The organism is Staphylococcus equorum (assembly GCF_029024965.1).
In the GTDB taxonomy this organism is placed as follows: Bacteria; Bacillota; Bacilli; order Staphylococcales; family Staphylococcaceae; genus Staphylococcus; species Staphylococcus equorum.
The window spans coordinates 80,686-100,178 of sequence record NZ_CP118982.1; the positions used below are offsets into that span (position 1 = coordinate 80,686).

Annotated in this window: 17 protein-coding genes; 9 read left to right on the forward strand and 8 right to left on the reverse strand. The window is 33.0% G+C overall.

Annotated features, from left to right (window positions below; genetic code table 11):
• Together PYW44_RS00350 and PYW44_RS00355 are read left to right on the forward strand one after the other, a co-directional pair.
• Positions 1-1,182, forward strand: coding sequence for an NAD(P)-dependent malic enzyme (locus tag PYW44_RS00350; RefSeq protein ID WP_115075917.1), 1,182 nt, complete (start codon positions 1-3; stop codon positions 1,180-1,182).
• Positions 1,183-1,266: 84 nt separating this feature from the next.
• Complete coding sequence (locus PYW44_RS00355; protein ID WP_115075918.1) at positions 1,267-2,412, forward strand: GTP-binding protein; 1,146 nt, start codon at positions 1,267-1,269, stop codon at positions 2,410-2,412.
• A 75-nt stretch (positions 2,413-2,487) separates the two neighbouring features.
• Here the strand turns inward: PYW44_RS00355 and PYW44_RS00360 are convergent, their stop codons facing one another.
• Positions 2,488-5,772 carry a choice-of-anchor I family protein gene (locus PYW44_RS00360; RefSeq protein WP_107517024.1) on the reverse strand — a complete coding sequence of 1,095 codons (3,285 nt, stop codon included), beginning with the start codon at positions 5,770-5,772 and terminating at the stop codon, positions 2,488-2,490.
• A gap of 365 nt (positions 5,773-6,137) precedes the next feature.
• Between PYW44_RS00360 and PYW44_RS00365 the strand changes: the two genes are divergently transcribed.
• The gene (locus PYW44_RS00365) at positions 6,138-7,847 is read left to right on the forward strand and encodes an ABC-ATPase domain-containing protein (protein WP_115075919.1); all 1,710 of its coding nucleotides are present in this window, start codon (positions 6,138-6,140) and stop codon (positions 7,845-7,847) included.
• Positions 7,848-7,886: 39 nt separating this feature from the next.
• Here PYW44_RS00365 and PYW44_RS00370 read toward each other — a convergent pair whose 3' ends face one another.
• From PYW44_RS00370 to PYW44_RS00380, 3 genes are all read right to left on the reverse strand, one after another.
• The gene (locus PYW44_RS00370; protein WP_115075920.1) at positions 7,887-8,129 is read right to left on the reverse strand and encodes a hypothetical protein; all 243 of its coding nucleotides are present in this window, start codon (positions 8,127-8,129) and stop codon (positions 7,887-7,889) included.
• Positions 8,130-8,370: 241 nt separating this feature from the next.
• Positions 8,371-8,727, reverse strand: a complete 357-nt coding sequence (locus PYW44_RS00375) for a DoxX family protein (RefSeq protein ID WP_046465713.1) — start codon at positions 8,725-8,727, stop codon at positions 8,371-8,373.
• 19 nt (positions 8,728-8,746) lie between these two features.
• Entirely contained in the window at positions 8,747-9,313 is a 567-nt protein-coding gene (locus PYW44_RS00380) for a TetR/AcrR family transcriptional regulator (RefSeq protein WP_002506296.1), read from the reverse strand.
• 141 nt (positions 9,314-9,454) lie between these two features.
• Between PYW44_RS00380 and PYW44_RS00385 the strand changes: the two genes are divergently transcribed.
• The 4 genes from PYW44_RS00385 to galU all read left to right on the forward strand — a co-directional run bounded on the left by PYW44_RS00385 (position 9,455) and on the right by galU (position 13,535).
• Complete coding sequence (locus PYW44_RS00385; protein WP_115075921.1) at positions 9,455-10,390, forward strand: DsbA family protein; 936 nt, start codon at positions 9,455-9,457, stop codon at positions 10,388-10,390.
• 340 nt (positions 10,391-10,730) lie between these two features.
• Positions 10,731-11,732: an LLM class flavin-dependent oxidoreductase gene (locus PYW44_RS00390; RefSeq protein WP_002511738.1), complete on the forward strand. Its 1,002-nt coding sequence runs from the start codon at positions 10,731-10,733 to the stop codon at positions 11,730-11,732.
• A gap of 306 nt (positions 11,733-12,038) precedes the next feature.
• Positions 12,039-12,485, forward strand: a complete 447-nt coding sequence (locus tag PYW44_RS00395) for a DUF805 domain-containing protein (protein WP_230622017.1) — start codon at positions 12,039-12,041, stop codon at positions 12,483-12,485.
• A gap of 183 nt (positions 12,486-12,668) precedes the next feature.
• Positions 12,669-13,535 (forward strand): UTP--glucose-1-phosphate uridylyltransferase GalU, encoded by an 867-nt coding sequence (galU, locus tag PYW44_RS00400; RefSeq protein ID WP_021339363.1) that lies wholly within the window; start codon positions 12,669-12,671, stop codon positions 13,533-13,535.
• 57 nt (positions 13,536-13,592) lie between these two features.
• Here galU and PYW44_RS00405 read toward each other — a convergent pair whose 3' ends face one another.
• A complete protein-coding gene (locus PYW44_RS00405; RefSeq protein ID WP_115075922.1) occupies positions 13,593-15,449 on the reverse strand; it encodes a glycosyltransferase family 2 protein in 1,857 nt (618 codons plus the stop codon).
• A gap of 309 nt (positions 15,450-15,758) precedes the next feature.
• Here PYW44_RS00405 and PYW44_RS00410 point away from each other — a divergent pair, with 309 nt between their 5' ends.
• The gene (locus PYW44_RS00410; RefSeq protein ID WP_256092550.1) at positions 15,759-16,049 is read left to right on the forward strand and encodes a sensor histidine kinase; all 291 of its coding nucleotides are present in this window, start codon (positions 15,759-15,761) and stop codon (positions 16,047-16,049) included.
• 73 nt (positions 16,050-16,122) lie between these two features.
• A complete protein-coding gene (locus PYW44_RS00415; RefSeq protein ID WP_002506301.1) occupies positions 16,123-16,932 on the forward strand; it encodes a DUF2238 domain-containing protein in 810 nt (269 codons plus the stop codon).
• A gap of 118 nt (positions 16,933-17,050) precedes the next feature.
• Here the strand turns inward: PYW44_RS00415 and PYW44_RS00420 are convergent, their stop codons facing one another.
• Genes PYW44_RS00420 through PYW44_RS00430 form a run of 3 tightly spaced genes read right to left on the reverse strand, consistent with a single transcriptional unit; the run spans position 17,051 to position 19,397 of the window.
• Positions 17,051-17,617: a hypothetical protein gene (locus PYW44_RS00420; RefSeq protein ID WP_021339366.1), complete on the reverse strand. Its 567-nt coding sequence runs from the start codon at positions 17,615-17,617 to the stop codon at positions 17,051-17,053.
• A gap of 12 nt (positions 17,618-17,629) precedes the next feature.
• Positions 17,630-18,151 (reverse strand): hypothetical protein, encoded by a 522-nt coding sequence (locus tag PYW44_RS00425; RefSeq protein ID WP_236593593.1) that lies wholly within the window; start codon positions 18,149-18,151, stop codon positions 17,630-17,632.
• On the reverse strand, positions 18,144-19,397 hold the full coding sequence (locus PYW44_RS00430) for an ATP-grasp domain-containing protein (protein WP_021339368.1): 1,254 nt from the start codon (positions 19,395-19,397) through the stop codon (positions 18,144-18,146). Before PYW44_RS00430 ends, PYW44_RS00425 begins: the two co-directional genes overlap by 8 nt.
• Between the last annotated feature and the right edge of the window lie 96 nt (positions 19,398-19,493).

The window sequence follows — 19,493 nt, forward strand, 5'->3', positions numbered from 1 at the left end:
ATGTCAGTAAGAAATGAAACTACAGATTCTATCAGTTTACACCATGAACGTTCAGGAAAAATAGAGATTACGAGTAAAGTAGAGGTTAATGATGAACAGGATTTGAGTGTCGTATATACGCCTGGTGTATCTGAAGTATGTAAGGCGATTACAGAAGATGAATCAAAAGTAAATTCGTTAACAGCGCGAGGTAATATGATTGCTGTAGTTACGGATGGTACGGCTGTACTTGGACTAGGTGATATTGGACCCAAAGCGGCTATACCAGTTATGGAAGGGAAAAGTATTTTATTTAAAAAACTGGCAAATGTAGATGCATTTCCGATTTCATTAAATACAAAAGATACTGAAGAAATTATATCTATTATAAAAGCGTTAGAGCCTAATTTTTCTGGAATTAATCTAGAAGATATATCCGCACCACGTTGTTTTGAAATTGAGAAGAGATTAATTGAAGAACTTGATATTCCAGTATTTCATGATGATCAACATGGAACGGCAATCGTTGTGCTTGCAGCATTAATCAATGCACTTAAATTTGTTCGAAAAGAGGACTATTCTTCAAAAATAATTATTAATGGTGCAGGCTCAGCAGGTATTGCGATTGCTAAGTTGTTATTAGAAGCGGGATATAATAATATTACGCTGGTCAGTCTAGAAGGTGTCTTAAATAAATCAGAAACATGGATGAACAGCGCTCAACAAGATATTGCAACATATACAAATCTTGAAAGATCTACAGGCACATTGGATGATGTCATTCAAAATGCAGATGTATTTATTGGTGTATCAGGTCCCAAAGCGTTAACAAAAGATCATGTACAGTCAATGAATGATAACCCAGTTGTTTTTGCATTAGCTAATCCTACCCCAGAAATATATCCAGAAGAAGCAATAGAAGCTGGAGCTACAATCATTGGAACAGGACGTTCAGACTACCCTAACCAAATCAATAATTTATTAGCGTTTCCTGGAATATTTAGAGGCGTATTAGATGCACAATCAAGTGACATTACTACAGAAATGAAAATAACAGCAGCTAAAGCAATTGCTGGTTCAATAAGAGAAGATCAGTTAGCAGCAGATTTCATCATTCCGAATGCGCTAGATAAAAACGTCACTCACCAAGTCGCCGAAGCGATTAAGCATAGTGCGAAAAAAGAAGGGGAAATATTAGTTTAGAATGAAAAAGGAAACAATAAATAAAACAGTTAACAGATTTATGATTTTACACAAAATAGAAATTGAGTAACCTGAAGCAGATGAATTCTAAATAAGTATTTAAAAAATCGAGAGGGACGTAAAATAGCAGTTATTGTAAATGATATGAGTGAAGTTAATATTGATAAAGATTTGGTTGCAGAAGGTGGCCGCTTATCGAGAACAGATGAAAAACTCGTTGAATTATCAAATGGCTGTATCTGTTGTACTTTGAGAGATGATTTATTAAAAGAAGTGGAACGTCTCGTGCATAAAGGAAATATAGATTATATTGTCATTGAATCTACAGGTATTTCAGAACCTGTCCCCGTTGCCCAAACATTTTCATACATAGATGACGAACTCGACATTGATTTAACGTCGATATGTCAGTTAGACACAATGGTGACAGTTGTAGACGCGAACCGATTCACCAATGATATTAACTCAGAAGATTTATTGGTCGATCGAGACCAAGGTGCTGATGTTACGGATGAACGCACGATTGCAGATCTACTAATCGACCAAGTTGAATTCTGTGATGTCCTGGTATTGAATAAAACAGATTTAGTTACTGACGAAGAATTACAGAAACTTGAAAATGTACTGAGACAGTTACAACCTGAAGCGAAATTAATTAAAACTGTGAATGCAGAGGTAGAATTAAACGAAATTTTAAATACGGGACGCTTTGATTTTGAAAAAGCGAGTGATTCTGCAGGATGGATTAAAGAATTAACTGAAGGTGGCCATGCGACACATACACCAGAAACTGAAGAATATGGTATTAGTTCTTTTGTTTATTCCAGAAGATTACCGTTTCACGCGAAACGTTTTAACACATGGTTGGAAAATATATCAGATAACATCGTTCGTTCCAAAGGTATCGTGTGGCTCGCGCAATATAATGAAGTCGCTTGTTTATTATCACAAGCTGGGTCATCTTGTAACATTAGTCCAGTGACTTACTGGGTAGCTGCGATGCCATTAGAACAACAAAGACAGATATTGCACGAAAGAACAGATGTGGCAGAAACATGGGATATTGAATATGGAGACCGAAACACACAATTTGTCATCATCGGTACAGATTTAAATACTGAAAAAATTGAACGTGAACTCGATGCATGTTTATTAAATCGTTATGAAATAGAGCAAGATTGGGGCAGTTTAGCAGACCCTTATCAATGGGAGATAAGTAAGCAACAATAAACTAAAAGAGGAAGCATTTGATTATAATGCTTCCTCTTTTAGTATTTAATTATTTTTGTGATAGGTGAATACTATTTATTTCTTTTTTGGTCTTTGTTTTCTACCAATCAATAGTAAGCAAGCGCCTAAAATTAATGACGCCCATAGTGGTAGTTGGCTTTGACTTTGACCTGTGTTTGGTAATTGTTGTGTTTCAGTTGAATGACTATGTTCATTTGTCGCGTTTTGTTTATCGAGATTAACGTCCTCTTTATCAAGTATAGTGTTTGTTGTACTTGTTTTATTAATGCTTGTATTATATTTAGTACCATTTTGGTTATGCGTTTCTGTAGCTAGATGATGTTTAGGTTGTTTTGATTGTGAAACTAATTTTTGATTTTTCATCGTATTATTATATTGGGCATCGACGGGTGCTGTAGAAAAATCAGCTGATTGAACTGTCGAGTTGCTATTTAACTGAGACGAGTCATTTCGAACATTTGATGGAGTTTCAGAAATTAACGCGTCAGGGTTCTCAATAGCTGCATTTTGACCGACAAGAGGATCTTCCGAATGATGTTCAATTTCAAGATTTTCGTCATTCGAATCAATAGTATCATTATCTTCACCATCGTTGACAGGCGGGTTGTCATTTTTAGTGTTGTCTTGGTCATTAGGATGAGCTTGTTCACTTCCACCAATCTCATCTAACTCAAATGTAGATGTAGTGCCTGACAATTCAAAAGATACGATTAACATTGCTTTACCTGTCGGGCTGTCTTCTGCAGATACAAAAGTAATACCTTCAGGTGAGACGTCTTTATTTTGTTCATCATAAAGGTATTGCGTGAATTCAGTAGCGGTAGGGTTCGTAATATTATATATCATCACGCCTCCTACACGTTCTAAGCCGACGAAGGCGTATGTTTGATTGCCGATAGTACCAACTTCTATAGACTCGACTTCAGGACCTTTATCGTCACTTCTACCATCTACTTCTAGTTCATTAAAGTCTTCATAATTAGCATTAAAGCGTTCTGGCAAAATATCTTTGATACGCTGTTCAATATCATTGCCACTGTCGTAAACCATAGATAGGTCAGAACCTTTTAATATTGAAAATGAACGACCACTGAACGTTACGAGCGCATTATATTTTCCATTTTCATCTCTAAATTTGTGAGAAGTTGTCACTTTTAATCTGCCCAATTGATCATCATCAAATAACCCATTAGCCACAAGTGCATCTAATTCTTCTTGCGTATAACCTTCATAGTATTTAGCGTCTAATTCAATATCATCTTTAATATCTTTGACACGGACTTCCTCTGAATAGCCTTCATAATCTTGTGAATCACCTTCATTGGCAATTAATAAATATGTTTCTCCATTATATTCGTATGAATCAATACCATCTGGTTGTAACATACCGAGTACTGGTACAGGGCGTAATTCTTTTTTACCATCTTTGTCTGAAGGGTCAATGGCATTTTCAGGTAAGGAATGATCTTTATAGGGTAATCCTTGGACTTGTACGAATTCACCATTTTCAATATCTAGTTTAGCAATAGCATTTGATTCTTGAATTGTCACATAAGCATATTTCCCGCTGTCATCTGTCACGATATACTCGGGCTCTAAATTTAGATAAGCTTCTGATTTATTAGGACCTAATTCACGAATAGATTCGTTCATATGCTCTTGTGTTAGTGGGGTAGTGCGAACGTGTGAGTTGTTTAATTCGGTTGGTACATCTGATGTGTCGATAATTGACACAGAACCTTCTGGGTTCACTTTGTAATCGTCAGAGGGTTCGCCTTCATTGGCCACAAGTAAACGCGTACCATCTTTAGTGAAAGTTACCATGTCGGGTAGACTGCCTACCGTCAAATCATTTAAGTATTTTCCTGTATCACTATAGAAGACAACGTGACCGGGTTTTGTTTTATCTTTGACTGGTGCAGAAAGAGCAATATAATTACCATTAGGATGAACAGCTACACTTGTAAGATCCCCTGCTTCAATACCAGCATCTTGTAGATAAATTCGATTTACGAGCTGAATTTCTTTGTTTTTAGTGTTTTTAATATCTAAAATGTCTAATGCTTCTTTATCACCATTTATCGAATAGGCATAACCATTTTTAGCGTTATATTTTACAATTTCTGTACCACCTTTATCAAAGCCGGCACCGCTATCATAACGGCCTGTGTGATTAATATTGAGTGATGTTGAATCTTTAGAAGCATTACGTGTATTTCTAATTGTTGGATTTTGTGCAGATGCCATTTGTAAGACTGCTTTTGGCTGTTTGTCTTGTTCCTGAGTATCATGTTGAATGGCTTTTAAAAGTGTTGCTCGTTCTTCATTGGTTAAAGTTTCTAATTTTTTAGTAGATGTGCTGTTGGATGAAATGGCATCACTGTTTTCATTATTATTGTTCAATGGTTCTGAAGCGAATTGCGATTCCGTTGATGCGTCTTCTATTTTATGCGGTGGTTTTATACTATCCTCTGTTTTGTTGACCGATTTGTTTGCTGGGTCATGTTGTTTCTGTGTTGTTGAGGTTGCATTATCTGCTGAAGTATTTGAATTTTTTGTGGATTTGTCTGGTTCATTTGGAGTGTTCGAATTATCTGTTGGTGCCTCTGATTCATTTAATGGTGTCTTTGAATGCTCTGTTGATGTCTTTGAATTCTTTGTTTGGTCTATAGATTGTTTGGATTCGTCGTTCTTTTGAACTTGTTCTTGTTTAGCTTCACTAGATGAAGATTTTGGTGATTGATCAGATTTTGAGTTTTCAACATTTGAATCTTTTTTCTTATCTTTTTCTTTAAGAAGCTCATGTTGTTGAGATTTTTGTGTATTCTGCTCTGCAAATTCATCTTTACTCGTATCATGTTCTGTTATTGATTCTTCTGATTCTTTAGTGTTGTTATCAATAGATTGTTCTTCAGTAGTATCACTTTCAGTTGGCTGTTCAGGTTTTAGTGTGTCTGAAGAATTATTTAATGAACTTTGTGTGTTTGGTGACTGATTTTCATTTTTTACGTCTTGTGTGTTGGTGTTGGTTGTTTCTTCTTTAGGTTCTTCTGTAGTTCCTTTATTTTGATTATGTATATTTGCTGCTTGATTGTTGTTCAAATTATGATTATCAGTAGGTGTTGATTTAGGTGATGGTGATTCTAATGTATGGTTCTGACTACTAGTTTGATCTTGAGCAGTTGTAGTTTCAGAACCATTTTTAACGTGACTATGTTCATCGGCGGAAGCTTGATTACTCATCCCAAGTAATAGACATGTCCCAATAGTAACTGAAGCAGTTCCCATCATACCTTTTCTAATAGAATAAATTGTGTTTCTTTTCGTATTGTTAAACATAAAATCCCCCTAGATAGATAAATACGTACTTATTAATTATCTCACTAGTATGTTTGTGTATTATTTTTTTAAAATAAAGAATTAGTAAATATGCTTTATCAAAAAATAAATAAAACTATTAATACATAGTGTTACCTATATGAATCAAGTAATTTAGAAAATATTTAATTCAATTACATTTGGGAATAGAGTAATCATATATATATTTTGATGTTGCTACGTTTCTTTTGGGTTTTATTGCGAGAGGTAGTTTTACTATAAAACAATAAATATTGTACACAGTTAATTTAATAATTTATACTGGGTAAATATTAGAAAGAGCGTCTAAAGTATTTTAATAAAGCATCACTGAAGGAGGTACACTATTGAAACAAGCTACAGAATTTGCGCAGTTATTAAGATCATTAGATGGACAGAAGTATGGTGCATATAAACGCTTGAAAGGTTTGTATCAATTTAAGCAGTTTCGTCTTGCGATTGATCATGCACAAGTGGATCCGTATGCGCCGCCTTCAAAAATGAGAATTATCATGAATCGTGAAACGGCAAATATTCCAGACAATCTGCTAGATTCTAAAAATAAAATTGTGGCAGTATCTGATTTTCTAGCTCGAGTGTTTAAAGAAAGTATAGAATCGTTGAAACATAACGATAAACACGCAAAAAGTGCTAGAAATATTTCTATCGATCGTTGTGGTCAAGAGATATTAGAGCGGACTGCTGTTGTGATCAATAAACAGGACATTGAAGTGAGGCTAGAAATTAGTTTGCCAGCAGCAGGTCGGAAAATTTTAGGAAAAGTCGCAGCAAATATATTAATCGACACGTTACCAGAAATTGTAGAGCATGCATTACTTTATAAAAATATTGATCAAGCTGCATTAAAGACACAAGTTACGTTAATGTTGGACCAAGCATTTATTCGTGAAGAACTTGAGCGCAGACAACTTGTATCATTTGTCGCGAATGGTTCCATATTGCCACGTAAAAGTGGTGTTTCAGATAAACAATTATCCGGTGCTGTAGCGTTTAATAGTCCGGAAAATGTAGAAGTTGAATTGTCTTTACCGAGTGGGAAAACCATCACTGGTATGGGTGTTCCGAAAGGGATTACTTTAATTGTTGGCGGAGGTTTCCATGGTAAGTCAACGATACTTGAAGCATTAGAACGTGGTGTCTATAATCATATTCCTAGTGACGGTAGAGAATACGTTATTACGTGTCATGATGCTATGAAAATACGTGCAGAAGATGGCCGTAATATAGAAAAAGTGAACATCAGTCCCTTTATAAATAATTTACCGGGAAATAAAAATACTCAGCAATTCTCGACTGAAAATGCTAGTGGCAGTACGTCGCAAGCAACGAACGTGATGGAAGCATTAGAGGCAAACACATCATTATTACTAATTGATGAGGACACATCTGCAACAAACTTCATGATTCGAGATAGCCGTATGCAACAACTGATTGCGCCTGAGAAAGAACCTATCACACCATTTGCGAGTAAGGTAACACCACTTTATGAAGAATATGGCGTTTCTACAATTTTAATTGTAGGTGGCTCGGGTGATTATTTTGAAGCGGCAGACCAAGTGTTGATGATGGATGAATATGTATTGAAAGATGTTACAGCACAAGCTCAATACATTGCGACGTCAAACGATAGTAATAAAAGCACGAATATAGATAAAAAATTCGGTGACATTCCTAAACGCATCCCGTTAAAGTCTAGTTTTTCTAAAAAAAGGAAAGAAAATCGTTTTAAAATTAAAGGACTGTATTCGATTTTATATGGTAAGGAACTTATTGATATTTCAGGTTTGGAACAATTGGTAGATAATAGTCAAACACAATGTTTAGCGGACATGATTGATTATTACCAGAAGCATCTATTAAATGAGCAGGATACTTTAACTCAAGCAGCTGACAAGCTTTATGATTTTATAGAGCACAATGGTTTAGACGCACTTACTCCATTTAATGGACACCCAGGAAATTTAGCTTTGCCAAGAAAGCAGGAATTCTGTGCAACGCTTAATCGTTATCGTGGGTTAAAAGTGAAAAGCACATAAGAAGACGACAAAGCGCTTAACCAAAAGTTATATATGTTTTTAAAGTATAAATAGTCTTTTAAAAGATTTTCTGAATTTATCCCATGCTTCTATATCAAGGTAGTATTTATTTTCAGTTTTTTTAATCACCTCTTTTTTTAATAAGTTTTTAAACGTTCTACTGTATTTAATATTTAAACTTTCGTAAGTCTTAGCAGATTGGGGTGAAGTGGCTTGTACTTCGATAAATTTCTTAGCGACTTTATTTTGCTTCCATATTAAAACTTCTGATCCGTTAGTCATATAATCCTCCTTTTTCAATTATTATATCATAATATAAAATAATAATTGTAATTATCACAATATAATTATTACTGTGTTTATAATTAAAACAATTAAATAGTAGGAAATGGCAGTGAGAGGATAACATTTGCTTAATAAAGTACTAATTATTATGAATTCGGGAGACTGATTAAAATAAGAACAACCCTCTTAACGTTTTGTATATAAAGGCGTTAAGAGGGTTGTTGACTTTCAATATTTATTATAAAAGTCCTGATGATACATAGTAGATAAATATGATTAAATTTAAAATAAATAATACGATTGCTGGCATTGCCTTCTTAATAGGATCGTTTCCTAAAAATACGAGAGATAACGCGCCTGCTAACATTGTCGCGCCAAGTAATATGCTAGCTAAGAAAGCGAACATGCCATAGAAAATGCCGATAAGCATTGCTAAACCACCAAGCAACTCAAATGTACCAGTGATTTGATTGAAAATGGGTGGATAACCAAGTCGCGAAAAATCAGCTTTCATGGCTCCGGATAATATTTTAGAACCTGTCATTATGAAAAATATGCCTAAAATAATTTGTAATATAATAATTATAATTTCCATCTAAAGCGCCTCGTTTCATTTATTCTTTGTCACGAGATATTAAGCCAGAAAGAATGAATGGAATCACACGATTGATATAGGTTTCAGCAGGGATATCGCTATAACTTTGACACCATTTTTCAGAAGCTCGATATATACTTGCACTTAGCATCGTTGCAGCTAAGTGTCGTGTATCGTCATCCTCGAAATTCACCTCTAGCAACAATTTATAAAGTACTCTTTCAACGTGTTCTTGTATAATGTTGCCGATTGTTTCAGGATAACTCCTATGACATCTTCTATTTAACGATAATTGAAACTCTGCGATTGTTTTAAAAATATTAGAAATGGTAGCCTCATCTAATTGACGTTGTTCATAATTTGCATAGTTCAAATTAATCAATAATTCTTCGGCAAGGACTTTATCTAGTAAATCGTAAATATCACTAAAGTGATAATAGAACGTAGCTCTATTAATAAGTGCTTCTTCCGTAATATCTTTTACAGTTATATTTTTAAAATCTTTTTCATCTGAAAGCTTAATAAATGCTTGCATAATTGACTTTCTGGTTTTAATAACTCGTAAGTCTGATTTTGATTTTAGCATTCGACTCCCTCATTTTCTCCCAACACTTTGTCATTAGTGTTGAATATCCAACATTAATATATCTTTGTTGGTACTTATTATCGCTATTAATACTTATTATAAAGCTATATTAGTTATATTTAAACTTTGGAGGTTATCTCAATGGAAAAAAACATGGTATGTGATATGTATTCTGGTATATGTAAACCAAGTGAGGAAAATGAAATTGAAACGATAAATTTTGATGTGAGCGCACCAAATTTAACTTTGTATTATGTAACAGATCCTATGTGTTCACACTGTTGGGCATTTGAACCAACTCTAAATAAATTACTTGTACAATATGGTCATTTATTTAATTTCCAAATGGTTATGGGGGGATTATTAGAAGAATGGGGAGACGGCCCGATAGATCCAGCGAATGGTATCTACAAGCCTGCAGATGTTACCCCACACTGGCAAGAAGTAGGGAATTATTCACGCATGCCTATTGATGGCACAATAATGGAAATAGATCCTGTTCAATCTTCATTTCCTGCATCTAGACTCTATAAAGCAATTCAGCGTGTAGATTCACCTGCGGCTGCAATTAAATTTACTAGATTAGTTAGAGAAGCTGTTTTTGTTTTTAATAAAAATATTTCAGATAAAGCAGTGCTTAAGCATATTGTTGAAGATTTATATAAAGGTGACAATACTATAGATGTTGACTCAATTTTAAACATCGCAGACAGCGACATAGGACAAAATCTACTTAAGGAAGATTTTAATTTAGTGAGTCAATTGGGCGTACGTGGATTCCCAACAATAGTAATCGTTAATAAAGATAACCAAGGAACAAAAATTGTAGGAGCTCGCTCATTAGAAACTTATATAGATGCATTAGAAAAATTAGATACTTCTACAACTATAGAGCCAAATCCATTGCCAAAATTCTCATTATATTTAAATGAACAATCAAGTTTATTTTCCAAAGAAATTGAAGTAATGTACGATATCGAAGAAAAGAATGTTCCAAATTTTATAGAGAAAGACTTGGACAAATCGAAATACACTATCTCGAATATACTTGGAGAAAGCTATTACGAAGCCAAATAAATTGAGTTGTTATTAATGAATTATAAAATTTAACAAGATGAAAACACTATGAAAAGTAGTGTTCTCATCTTTTTTATTTCCCGAGAAATAATTAAATAACAGAACAGACCCTTTTAAATTTAATAATAAAGAATGCTAGTTACATCGTTGTTACATTGAATATTTAGATGCTATAAACAGTAAATTATCTTTATATCGCCTGGTGTTTTATCATGTAATCAGCAGAGGATTTTTTTAATTGTGTGATGCTCATATACGTTTTAAATATAAAAGTATAAGCATGATATCAAATTAGAAAACCATCAATATTCAATAAGGTTTATAAAGGAGTACTAAATAAATGACAAAACATATACCATTAAGTGTCCTCGAACTTGTAGGCATTTCAGAAAATCAAACAGTCAAAGAAGCGCTTGAAGCATCTATGGATAATGCAGAGCTTGTAGATCATCTTGGATTCAAGAGACTTTGGTTTGCTGAGCATCATAATACAAAAAATCTTGCATCCAGTGCTACATCACAACTGATTGCGATGGCAGCAGCACGAACAAAAAATATTCGTGTCGGCTCGGGCGGGATTATGTTGCCAAATCATTCACCATTGCAGTTAGCTGAAAATTTCGGCACGACTGCACAACTTTATCCGGGGAGAATTGACCTTGGACTTGGAAGAGCGCCTGGCACTGATCAAAAGACATCACAGTTGATTACACGTTCTGATAGTGATGCACAGACTTTTGCAAATTCTATTTTTGACCTCATGGGCTGGTTCAGCGACGAAGGTCTCGGTAACAGTGTTCCTGTGACTTCCACAGTAGGTACAGGTACGAATATACCAATTTGGGTATTGGGCTCAAGTATAAATGGTGCATCTATTGCTGGACAGCTTGGCCTGCCGTATTCTATTGCGACACATTTTGCACCTGATGACTATAAACAAAAAATTGACATGTACCGTTCAACATTCAAGACGGATGCGCCAACTTCTCAGATTGATGAACCGTATGTCATGGCGGGGATTAATGTAGTTGTAGCACCAACAGATGAAGAAGCAGAAAAAATTTGGACAACGACGATTCAAATGATGAGAGATATGCATACTGGTCAGCAACGTAAGCTACAACCACCTGTAGATCCCGAAGAATTAGGGTCAGAAGAACAAAGAAAAATGATGGAATCAATGTTCAGTATCAAAGCGGTGGGTTCACCTGAAACAGTTCGTAATAAATTAGAAGCATTCACTGAAGAGACTGGAGCGGATGAACTTATCATTGCGACTTATGCGTATGACCCAGAAAAAAGAAAACAATCCATGGAACTACTCGCAGACCTGTGGTTCTAAAGCAGTGATGCTCAAGGAAGTTATTTTCATGGTTAATCAAAGTAAAAAACAAAAATCGTCTGATTAGATTTAAGATAATGAGAACTGCATGTCGTTTATGATATGCAGTTCTTTTATATATAAATAAAAAGTGAATAAAAATTATTTTAAAATTGAAATTAAGGATTTAATACATCTTTTTTAAAAGCTATTTGCTATATGCATCTTTAGTTTCGTATACTATTACTATCAAACTAAAGGGGAAATTATATGAACAATTCACAAAATCAAGTTATTCAAAGTTATAAAGAATTTTGGACGCGTTTTTTGGACATTAATGGCAGATCTACTCGTCCTGACTTTTGGCATCCTTTTTGGATTAACTTCGTAATATCTTCGCTTTTAGGAATAGTATCAGCAGGTTTACTAAGCAGTGTATTCGCAATTGCAATTATTATTCCTTCATTTACCGTAATGGCCAGACGTTTACATGATACAAATCGTACGATGGTTCTTGCAATAGTTTCTCATATCAGCGGTTTTATAGCGATGGTGGCAACTATTGTATTTATTGTCGGTGTTTTAGCAGTTGCAAGCTCCGGTAGTGGTGGCATGATTGGTGCTTCATTATTAGCTGGTGCATTTGGTGCCGTTGTTGCTGGAGTAATAGCACTATATACTTTATATGTATTAGTTATCACTGGTAATAAAGAACCTAATAATTATGGCTCAGGGGGAAGCTGTGAAATTGACCCTCAGGCTCATACTCATTAGTTAAATAAATTCATTAAAGACTGTAGATAAAGGCTCAAATGAGTTTTTACCTACAGTTTTATTTTGTGTTTCCTTTAAAGTAATGGTTCGATTTTAAAAATACTATCTCCAAAAATTAAATAGTGGTAAACTTATATCTTAAGTATTAAAACTGAGCATTTAATAAAGGAGTAGTTGAGTACTTTGAAACTAATAAAAAAAGCAATCATACCGGCAGCTGGTTTAGGTACAAGATTTTTACCAGCAACAAAAGCAATGCCGAAAGAAATGCTACCAATCTTAGATAAACCTACAATTCAGTATATAGTTGAAGAAGCTGCAAAAGCGGGCATCGAAGATATTATTATCGTAACAGGTAAACATAAACGTTCAATTGAAGATCATTTCGATAATCAAAAAGAATTAGAAATGATATTAGAGGACAAAGGTAAAACAGATTTACTAGAAAAAGTGCATTATTCTACAAGCCTTGCTAATATTTTTTACGTAAGACAAAAAGAACAAAAAGGTTTAGGTCATGCGATTTATTCAGCAAGACAATTTATTGGTAATGAACCATTCGCAGTTCTTTTAGGTGATGATATTGTAGAATCTGAAACGCCAGCAATTAAACAATTGATGAATGTATATGAAGAAACAGGCAAGTCAGTGATTGGCGTACAAGAAGTACCAGACTCAGAGACACATCGTTATGGTATTATTGATCCTTTAGAAAAATTAGGATTAAAATATAAAGTAAAGCAGTTTGTGGAAAAACCAAAACAAGGTACAGCACCATCAAACTTAGCAATCATGGGACGTTACGTTTTAACGCCAGAAATTTTTGATTATCTTAAAAGTCAAAAAGAGGGCGCAGGGAATGAAATTCAATTAACCGATGCTATTGAGAGAATGAATAGCGAAAGCCAAGTTTATGCATATGATTTCGAAGGTAACCGTTATGATGTCGGAGAAAAGCTGGGATTTGTCAAAACAACGATTGAATATGCATTAAAAGATAAGAACATGAAAGATGAATTAAAAGCATTTATAAACAACTTAAATTTATAAAAAATAAACGCAATTCACTTAACAATAGTGAGATTGCGTTTTTTATCTTAAATATAATCAGTTTATAATATCAACAAATTTTTCATTTGCTGTTAAATAATAGCCATCAGAAGTTTTTAATCTAGGTGTAAGTTTGTCAGTGAATGCAAGATCAACAATATCTAATGTCATTCCAGGTTTTAAAGTTTTAATTGGATCGTTGTTAAATGAAATAGTTTCGTACAATTTACATTTTTTAATAACTTCTACTGATTTTGGAATATGAGATACATAACCTTCAATCTTATTAAGATTTATTTCTGTTACAAACGCTTTATCCACTGTGATGTATAAATTATCATTGGTGATTAATAGAGGTGTTTGATCAGCACTTTTTCCAGTTGCTTTAATTTTTATAAGTTGCCCTTTTGCAATTGAGTCGAGGGGATCATTGAAATCAGTATTTTTATATCTGTTGATTTCTTGTTTCACAACAATATGGTCAGGCGCATGTACTAGATAATGATCCGTATTTAATGAAACAGCTTCTTTTTTATCTGAAATAAATTCAAGGTGAAAGTTCTGACGTTTTAATTTACTTTGGTCATTAAAATTTGGATAAGTTGCACGAACTAACACTTGGTCAAAGCCGTTATATTGAATTGAAATATTAAAATCAGTATCTTCAAATTTCAAATCGTCTGTTTTAATATAAATACAGTCATTTTCTACTATGAAATCCACTTTTTTACTGAAGCGGTCATCTTTAATTTTGACTAATTTTACTGCGTCAATAGCTATATTAGGTTGTTTATACAATTCTATGACTTCATAAAATGTATTATTGATTAGTCTTGTACCATTGTATATGGCAGTACATTTTGTTTTAAGTTCAACCAAATTCTTGAAACTTTCAGGATATTTAAAATAAACCATGTGATCTTTAATATATTTATAAGCATTTGCTTCATAAATCATATATTCAATATATGATACAAAATTCTTTTGATTATGGTGGTATGTATGATAAACATTTTTATACTTATCATTTATTAATAATTTTTCCATCTCGTAGCCCGCACCTGTGATTACAGACTCAACTTCATTGAATTGTTGATAAAAGAAATCCTTGTCATTAGAATTCAAGAATGTTTTTGTAACTAAGAAACGAGAAATAAAATCCATTTCTAAAATACGACATAAAATTTGCTCTTTAGCGTATTCAGGAAGTTCCATTTGAATAATTTCTTTAAGTACATCCAAATTAAACTGAGATTTTTCCATCATGTCAGTGGCTTTTATTAATGAAATATTATCAGCATAACGATTTACATGATAGACAGGTTCTGGTGACATAGAAGCACTTTGAGATTTACTGATTAATTCAGAATAAAACAGTTTATCTTCTCCATACTTTAAATTTTTGAACTTCATATTGTTATCAATAACAGTTGAGCGCTTGAACACTTTACCCCAAGGGCCAACAGCTCTAAATATATTATAAATTTCATAAGGTACCAGTCCATTCGCTTCTTTATAAGAAGCGAAGTTAGCTACTTTTCTTATTTCATTATTCATATGTTTGTAACATTGACCAAACCCAATATCTGAATTATGTGTTTGCATCTGACGAATTAATTTAGGAAAACCTTCTGCTTCTAACCAATCATCAGCGTCTAGTATAGTTAAATATTCTCCATTGGCTTCTTGCATACCAATGTTACGTGGGATTGCAGGGCCGCCTGAATTTTCATCTAATTGAATAGCTCGAATAAATTCATATTGTTCAGCATAACGATTTAATATTGCGTACGAACCATCTGTGGAAACATCATCCACAAAAATAGCTTCAATTTGCGACTTATCAATATTTAAATTAATTAAGGATTGAATACAATTTTCTAAAAAAGGTTCTTTGTTATATACTGTTACCACTATTGAAATTAATTTCTGAATTGTAATCTCCTACTTATTGCTTGTAACTAAAAGTATTTATCACCATTATATATTATTTTCATGTAATGTACATTCAAATATTAATAAAGATGATTAACTACGTATTTGAAGATACATAAAGTGACATTATATTTTTAATGTTTATAGCTCGACTTTTAGTGCCTTATATGTAGAAACGCATCAAACATGACGCTAAAAATAATTCACTTAGAATGTTACTCTATTCATTTAACAGGTTTGCTTATTCGTTTCTATGCCTCTTGTAATGTTATAGTTTAAGAAACTATAATAGCGAATGCGATTAAATATTCAAATGGTGATGTGAACATCTATTTAAAAGTAGAAGATGCTAAAGTTATCGTCATCATGGAAAATGATGCACCGAATTTAACTCAAGAAAATGTAGAACAAATATTTAATCGTTTTTATATGGCAGATCGTTCTCGTATAGGATATGGAAGCGGATTGGGCTTATCAATTGCACAAAGTTATATGAAGAAAATGGATGGTACAATATACGCAAAATTAGAGAATGAAAAAATATCCATTATATGTGAATGGGATAAACGAAGCGAGTAAAAACTATAAAACTGCTTATATATCATTTCATTGGTTGTAAGTTATACGCTATAAGTATTGGAGAAGGTTGCCTATGAATAATTTTAAAAAGATATTTACAAGTAGCACGAAAACGGCAAATAAGAAAGTAATCACCGTATATGTGATTTTGCGCTTAATTGTTATGTTCAGCCTTATTAATGAATTGATATTTATCCAAAGATGGGATGTGATTTTCACCCTTGTTTTGACGCTTGTACTCTTTACTATTCCACAATTAACTGAACGATTATTAAAAATTGAAATTCCTAATTTACTTGAATTTATAATTATACTGTTTATTTTTAGTTCTACGATTTTAGGTGAACTTGGAGATTTTTACAGTTATTTTAGACTATGGGACACAATGCTTCATTCAATTAATGGCTTTTTAGCTGCAGGTATCGGATTTTCACTAGTATTTTTACTTAATAAAAATGTACGAGGAATCAATTTAAATCCACTGTTTCTGGCAATCGTTACATTTTGTTTTTCTATGACAATCGGTGTGATGTGGGAGTTCTTTGAATATACTGTTGATCAGGGTATGGGTATGGACATGCAAAAAGATCGAGTAGTTCAAAAAGTGAATAGTGCAGCTTTGGCAAATGAGCACAATACTGTGCATCACATTGATAATATTGAGAAAACAATTATAGAGAGTAAAGACGAGTCGGGAAATCATGTAGAAAATGTGGTTGATGGTGGCTATCTTGATGTCGGCATACATGACACAATGAAAGATTTATTTGTGAACTTGCTGGGTGCAGCTACATTTAGTGTGCTAAGTTATTCATACGCGAAATACGACCGGAAAAAATATAAATTTGTGAAGAATTTTATTCTAAAAAGAGAAAAACCATAATTGTTCACTGTCGATATTATGAAGTTAACGACACCTGAAATTAAGCTCAAATAGTTAAACCTGAGGTCCTTTTTGTTCAATATAATCAATTTTATAATTTAACTATTTGAGTTTTTATCTACAGAGCTCCTTTTTGGTATTGAGTTTTAAGTAAAATAAGTAATATAGTTAATAAAATGAATGAGGGTAACCAAACAAGATCCAAATTCAACATGCCTAGATAAATACAAACAGAAAGAATGGGTAGGCCGAGTGAATTTCCCAGGGAATAAACACTTTTTACATTGTGACTTGCGTATTCTGTCACGATTATTTTTCTGAATATGATTCTTGCACCACCAAAAGATAGACCAAAGCATAGCATTAATAGCAGTTTTATTATTATTGTATCCTCGAAGTAATACCATAGAACAGATATTGATATACTTATAATTAAAAAGATATTCATCCATTTATAAGACATATACTTACTAAGTAAAATACCGATAAGTGCCATACCAACGCCTAAAGCACTATCTAATAATGCTACTTCGTGTATCTCTCGATTTTTATATACTGTAAATGTAGGTAACATAAAATTGATAGTTCCTAATATTGGCCACATAAGCATGCCAATGAGGTAATGAACTATTTTTACAGGTTCCTTTGAAGTATGTGCAGTTTTACAGGTAACATCATGTGTCATCAATTTTACTTTTTAAATGCCTAAGTGAAGTAAGAAGTAGACTATCCCGTATATTAAAAAAATCCAAAATAAAGCAATGAATTTCATAATTACTGCAATAAACAAAGGTCCTATCATTAAAGCGACTTGATTGACTGTCATTGAAAGAGAACTATATTTATTAATAAATTCTTCATTTTTATTCTCTTCTAATTCAGAAAACCACAATTCTAAACTTGTTTCTAATAGAAAAAATACAATCCATAAAGCAAAATTCAAAAGTATTAATAAAAGCGTGTTTTGGTAAATCATGGTGATAGCGATAACTATAAAAAATATTCCTAAAAAAGATAATTTTGTAAGGTTACTGCCTGAATAATTTTTGAAAAATAAATTGATTAAAAATGGAGTGAATATTGCAGGAACGAATGAGAGAATAGTTGAAATCGCTAAATCACTTGTAGATTCAGGACTGGCTAATTCCCAGTTAATCGCTAGAATTAATCCACCACAGATAAATCTATATAAAGCCGTAATGATTAAGTATTTATTCATTATAATCATCACTACTATCAAAAATTTTATTTGCTAAATCATTAGCTTTATTTATATGTTTATATATTTTAGTAGTTGGTAGCTCGGGCCAACCAAATTGCACTAAACCATCACGACTGCTCCAGTTTTCAGGATCACTTACGATATCACCGATATTTTTTAATAAACTGATACGCTTAATTTCGGTATCTTTTGATATATCTGGGAAATTGATATTTGCTATTTTTCCTTTTTGTGCCTTCATGAAAGCTATTGCTGATGTGCTGTTTGGTCTAAATGTGAATGGAGGTTTGAGTTTGTTGTTTATATACATTTCAATATGTAGTTGATAGGGGTTAATGCTGTAAGAAGATTCAACTAAATCCATAATAGCATCTCCGCCTGGTCTAGCTGCGGCTTCAATGACGTATAGATTGTTGTCTTTGATTTTTATTTCTATGTGAGCTACCCCACGATTAATTCCTAAAGATTTACATGCTTGTATTGCTAGTTTTTTAATATTTTCATCTTTATATCTGTGGCTAGGAACTAAGTGCCCCATTTCAGTAAACCAAGGTCTTGGAGATAAATATTTTTCTGTGACAGTGATTACTTCATAGAAGTTTTCACCACATAAAACTTCTACAGACACTTCCTCGTTGCTATCGATAAATGTTTCAATAAGAAACGTATTTTTAGAAACTTTGAAAGAATCAGCATAAGCAGCCATAACTTTTTGAGATTTCATATAAGCTTCCTTACATTCTGCTTCATTATGAGCTAAGTAAACGCCGCCACTACCGCCAAAATCTACAGGTTTTATAATAACGGGAAACTCAAATGTTTGTATCAATTCTTTCAATTGTTCAATAGTTTCAAAAAGTTTCGATTTTGGAGTAGGGATATCAGCTTTTTCAAATACTTCCTTCATTAGATGTTTATTTCTACAAGCTTCTACGACTTCATCATCAAGGTAAGGCAACCCGTAGTCTTTGTTTAACTTATTAGCTACTTTAAGTGTCCAATCATTTAAAGGAACTATAGATTTAGGTTCATAACCTTGTGTTTTATAATAGTCTATTTCATTTTTTATATCCTCATAACTTAAGGGGTCTGCATCAATACAAAAATCAAAATAAGCATTGTATTTATATTTCGAACCTTTTATTGCTGTCCATATCTGAAAATCTCTTATTGATTTCCCACCGGCATATGATCGTTCTCTAAGGAATTGATCAGCTCCTAATAACAGTAAATATTCTTCCATATTAGCCTCCTTAATTTTTATGCATATTTTATTACATAAAAATAATACCATATTAATGTAAATTTAAACAATTAGGAAAACGATTATTTTGTTATA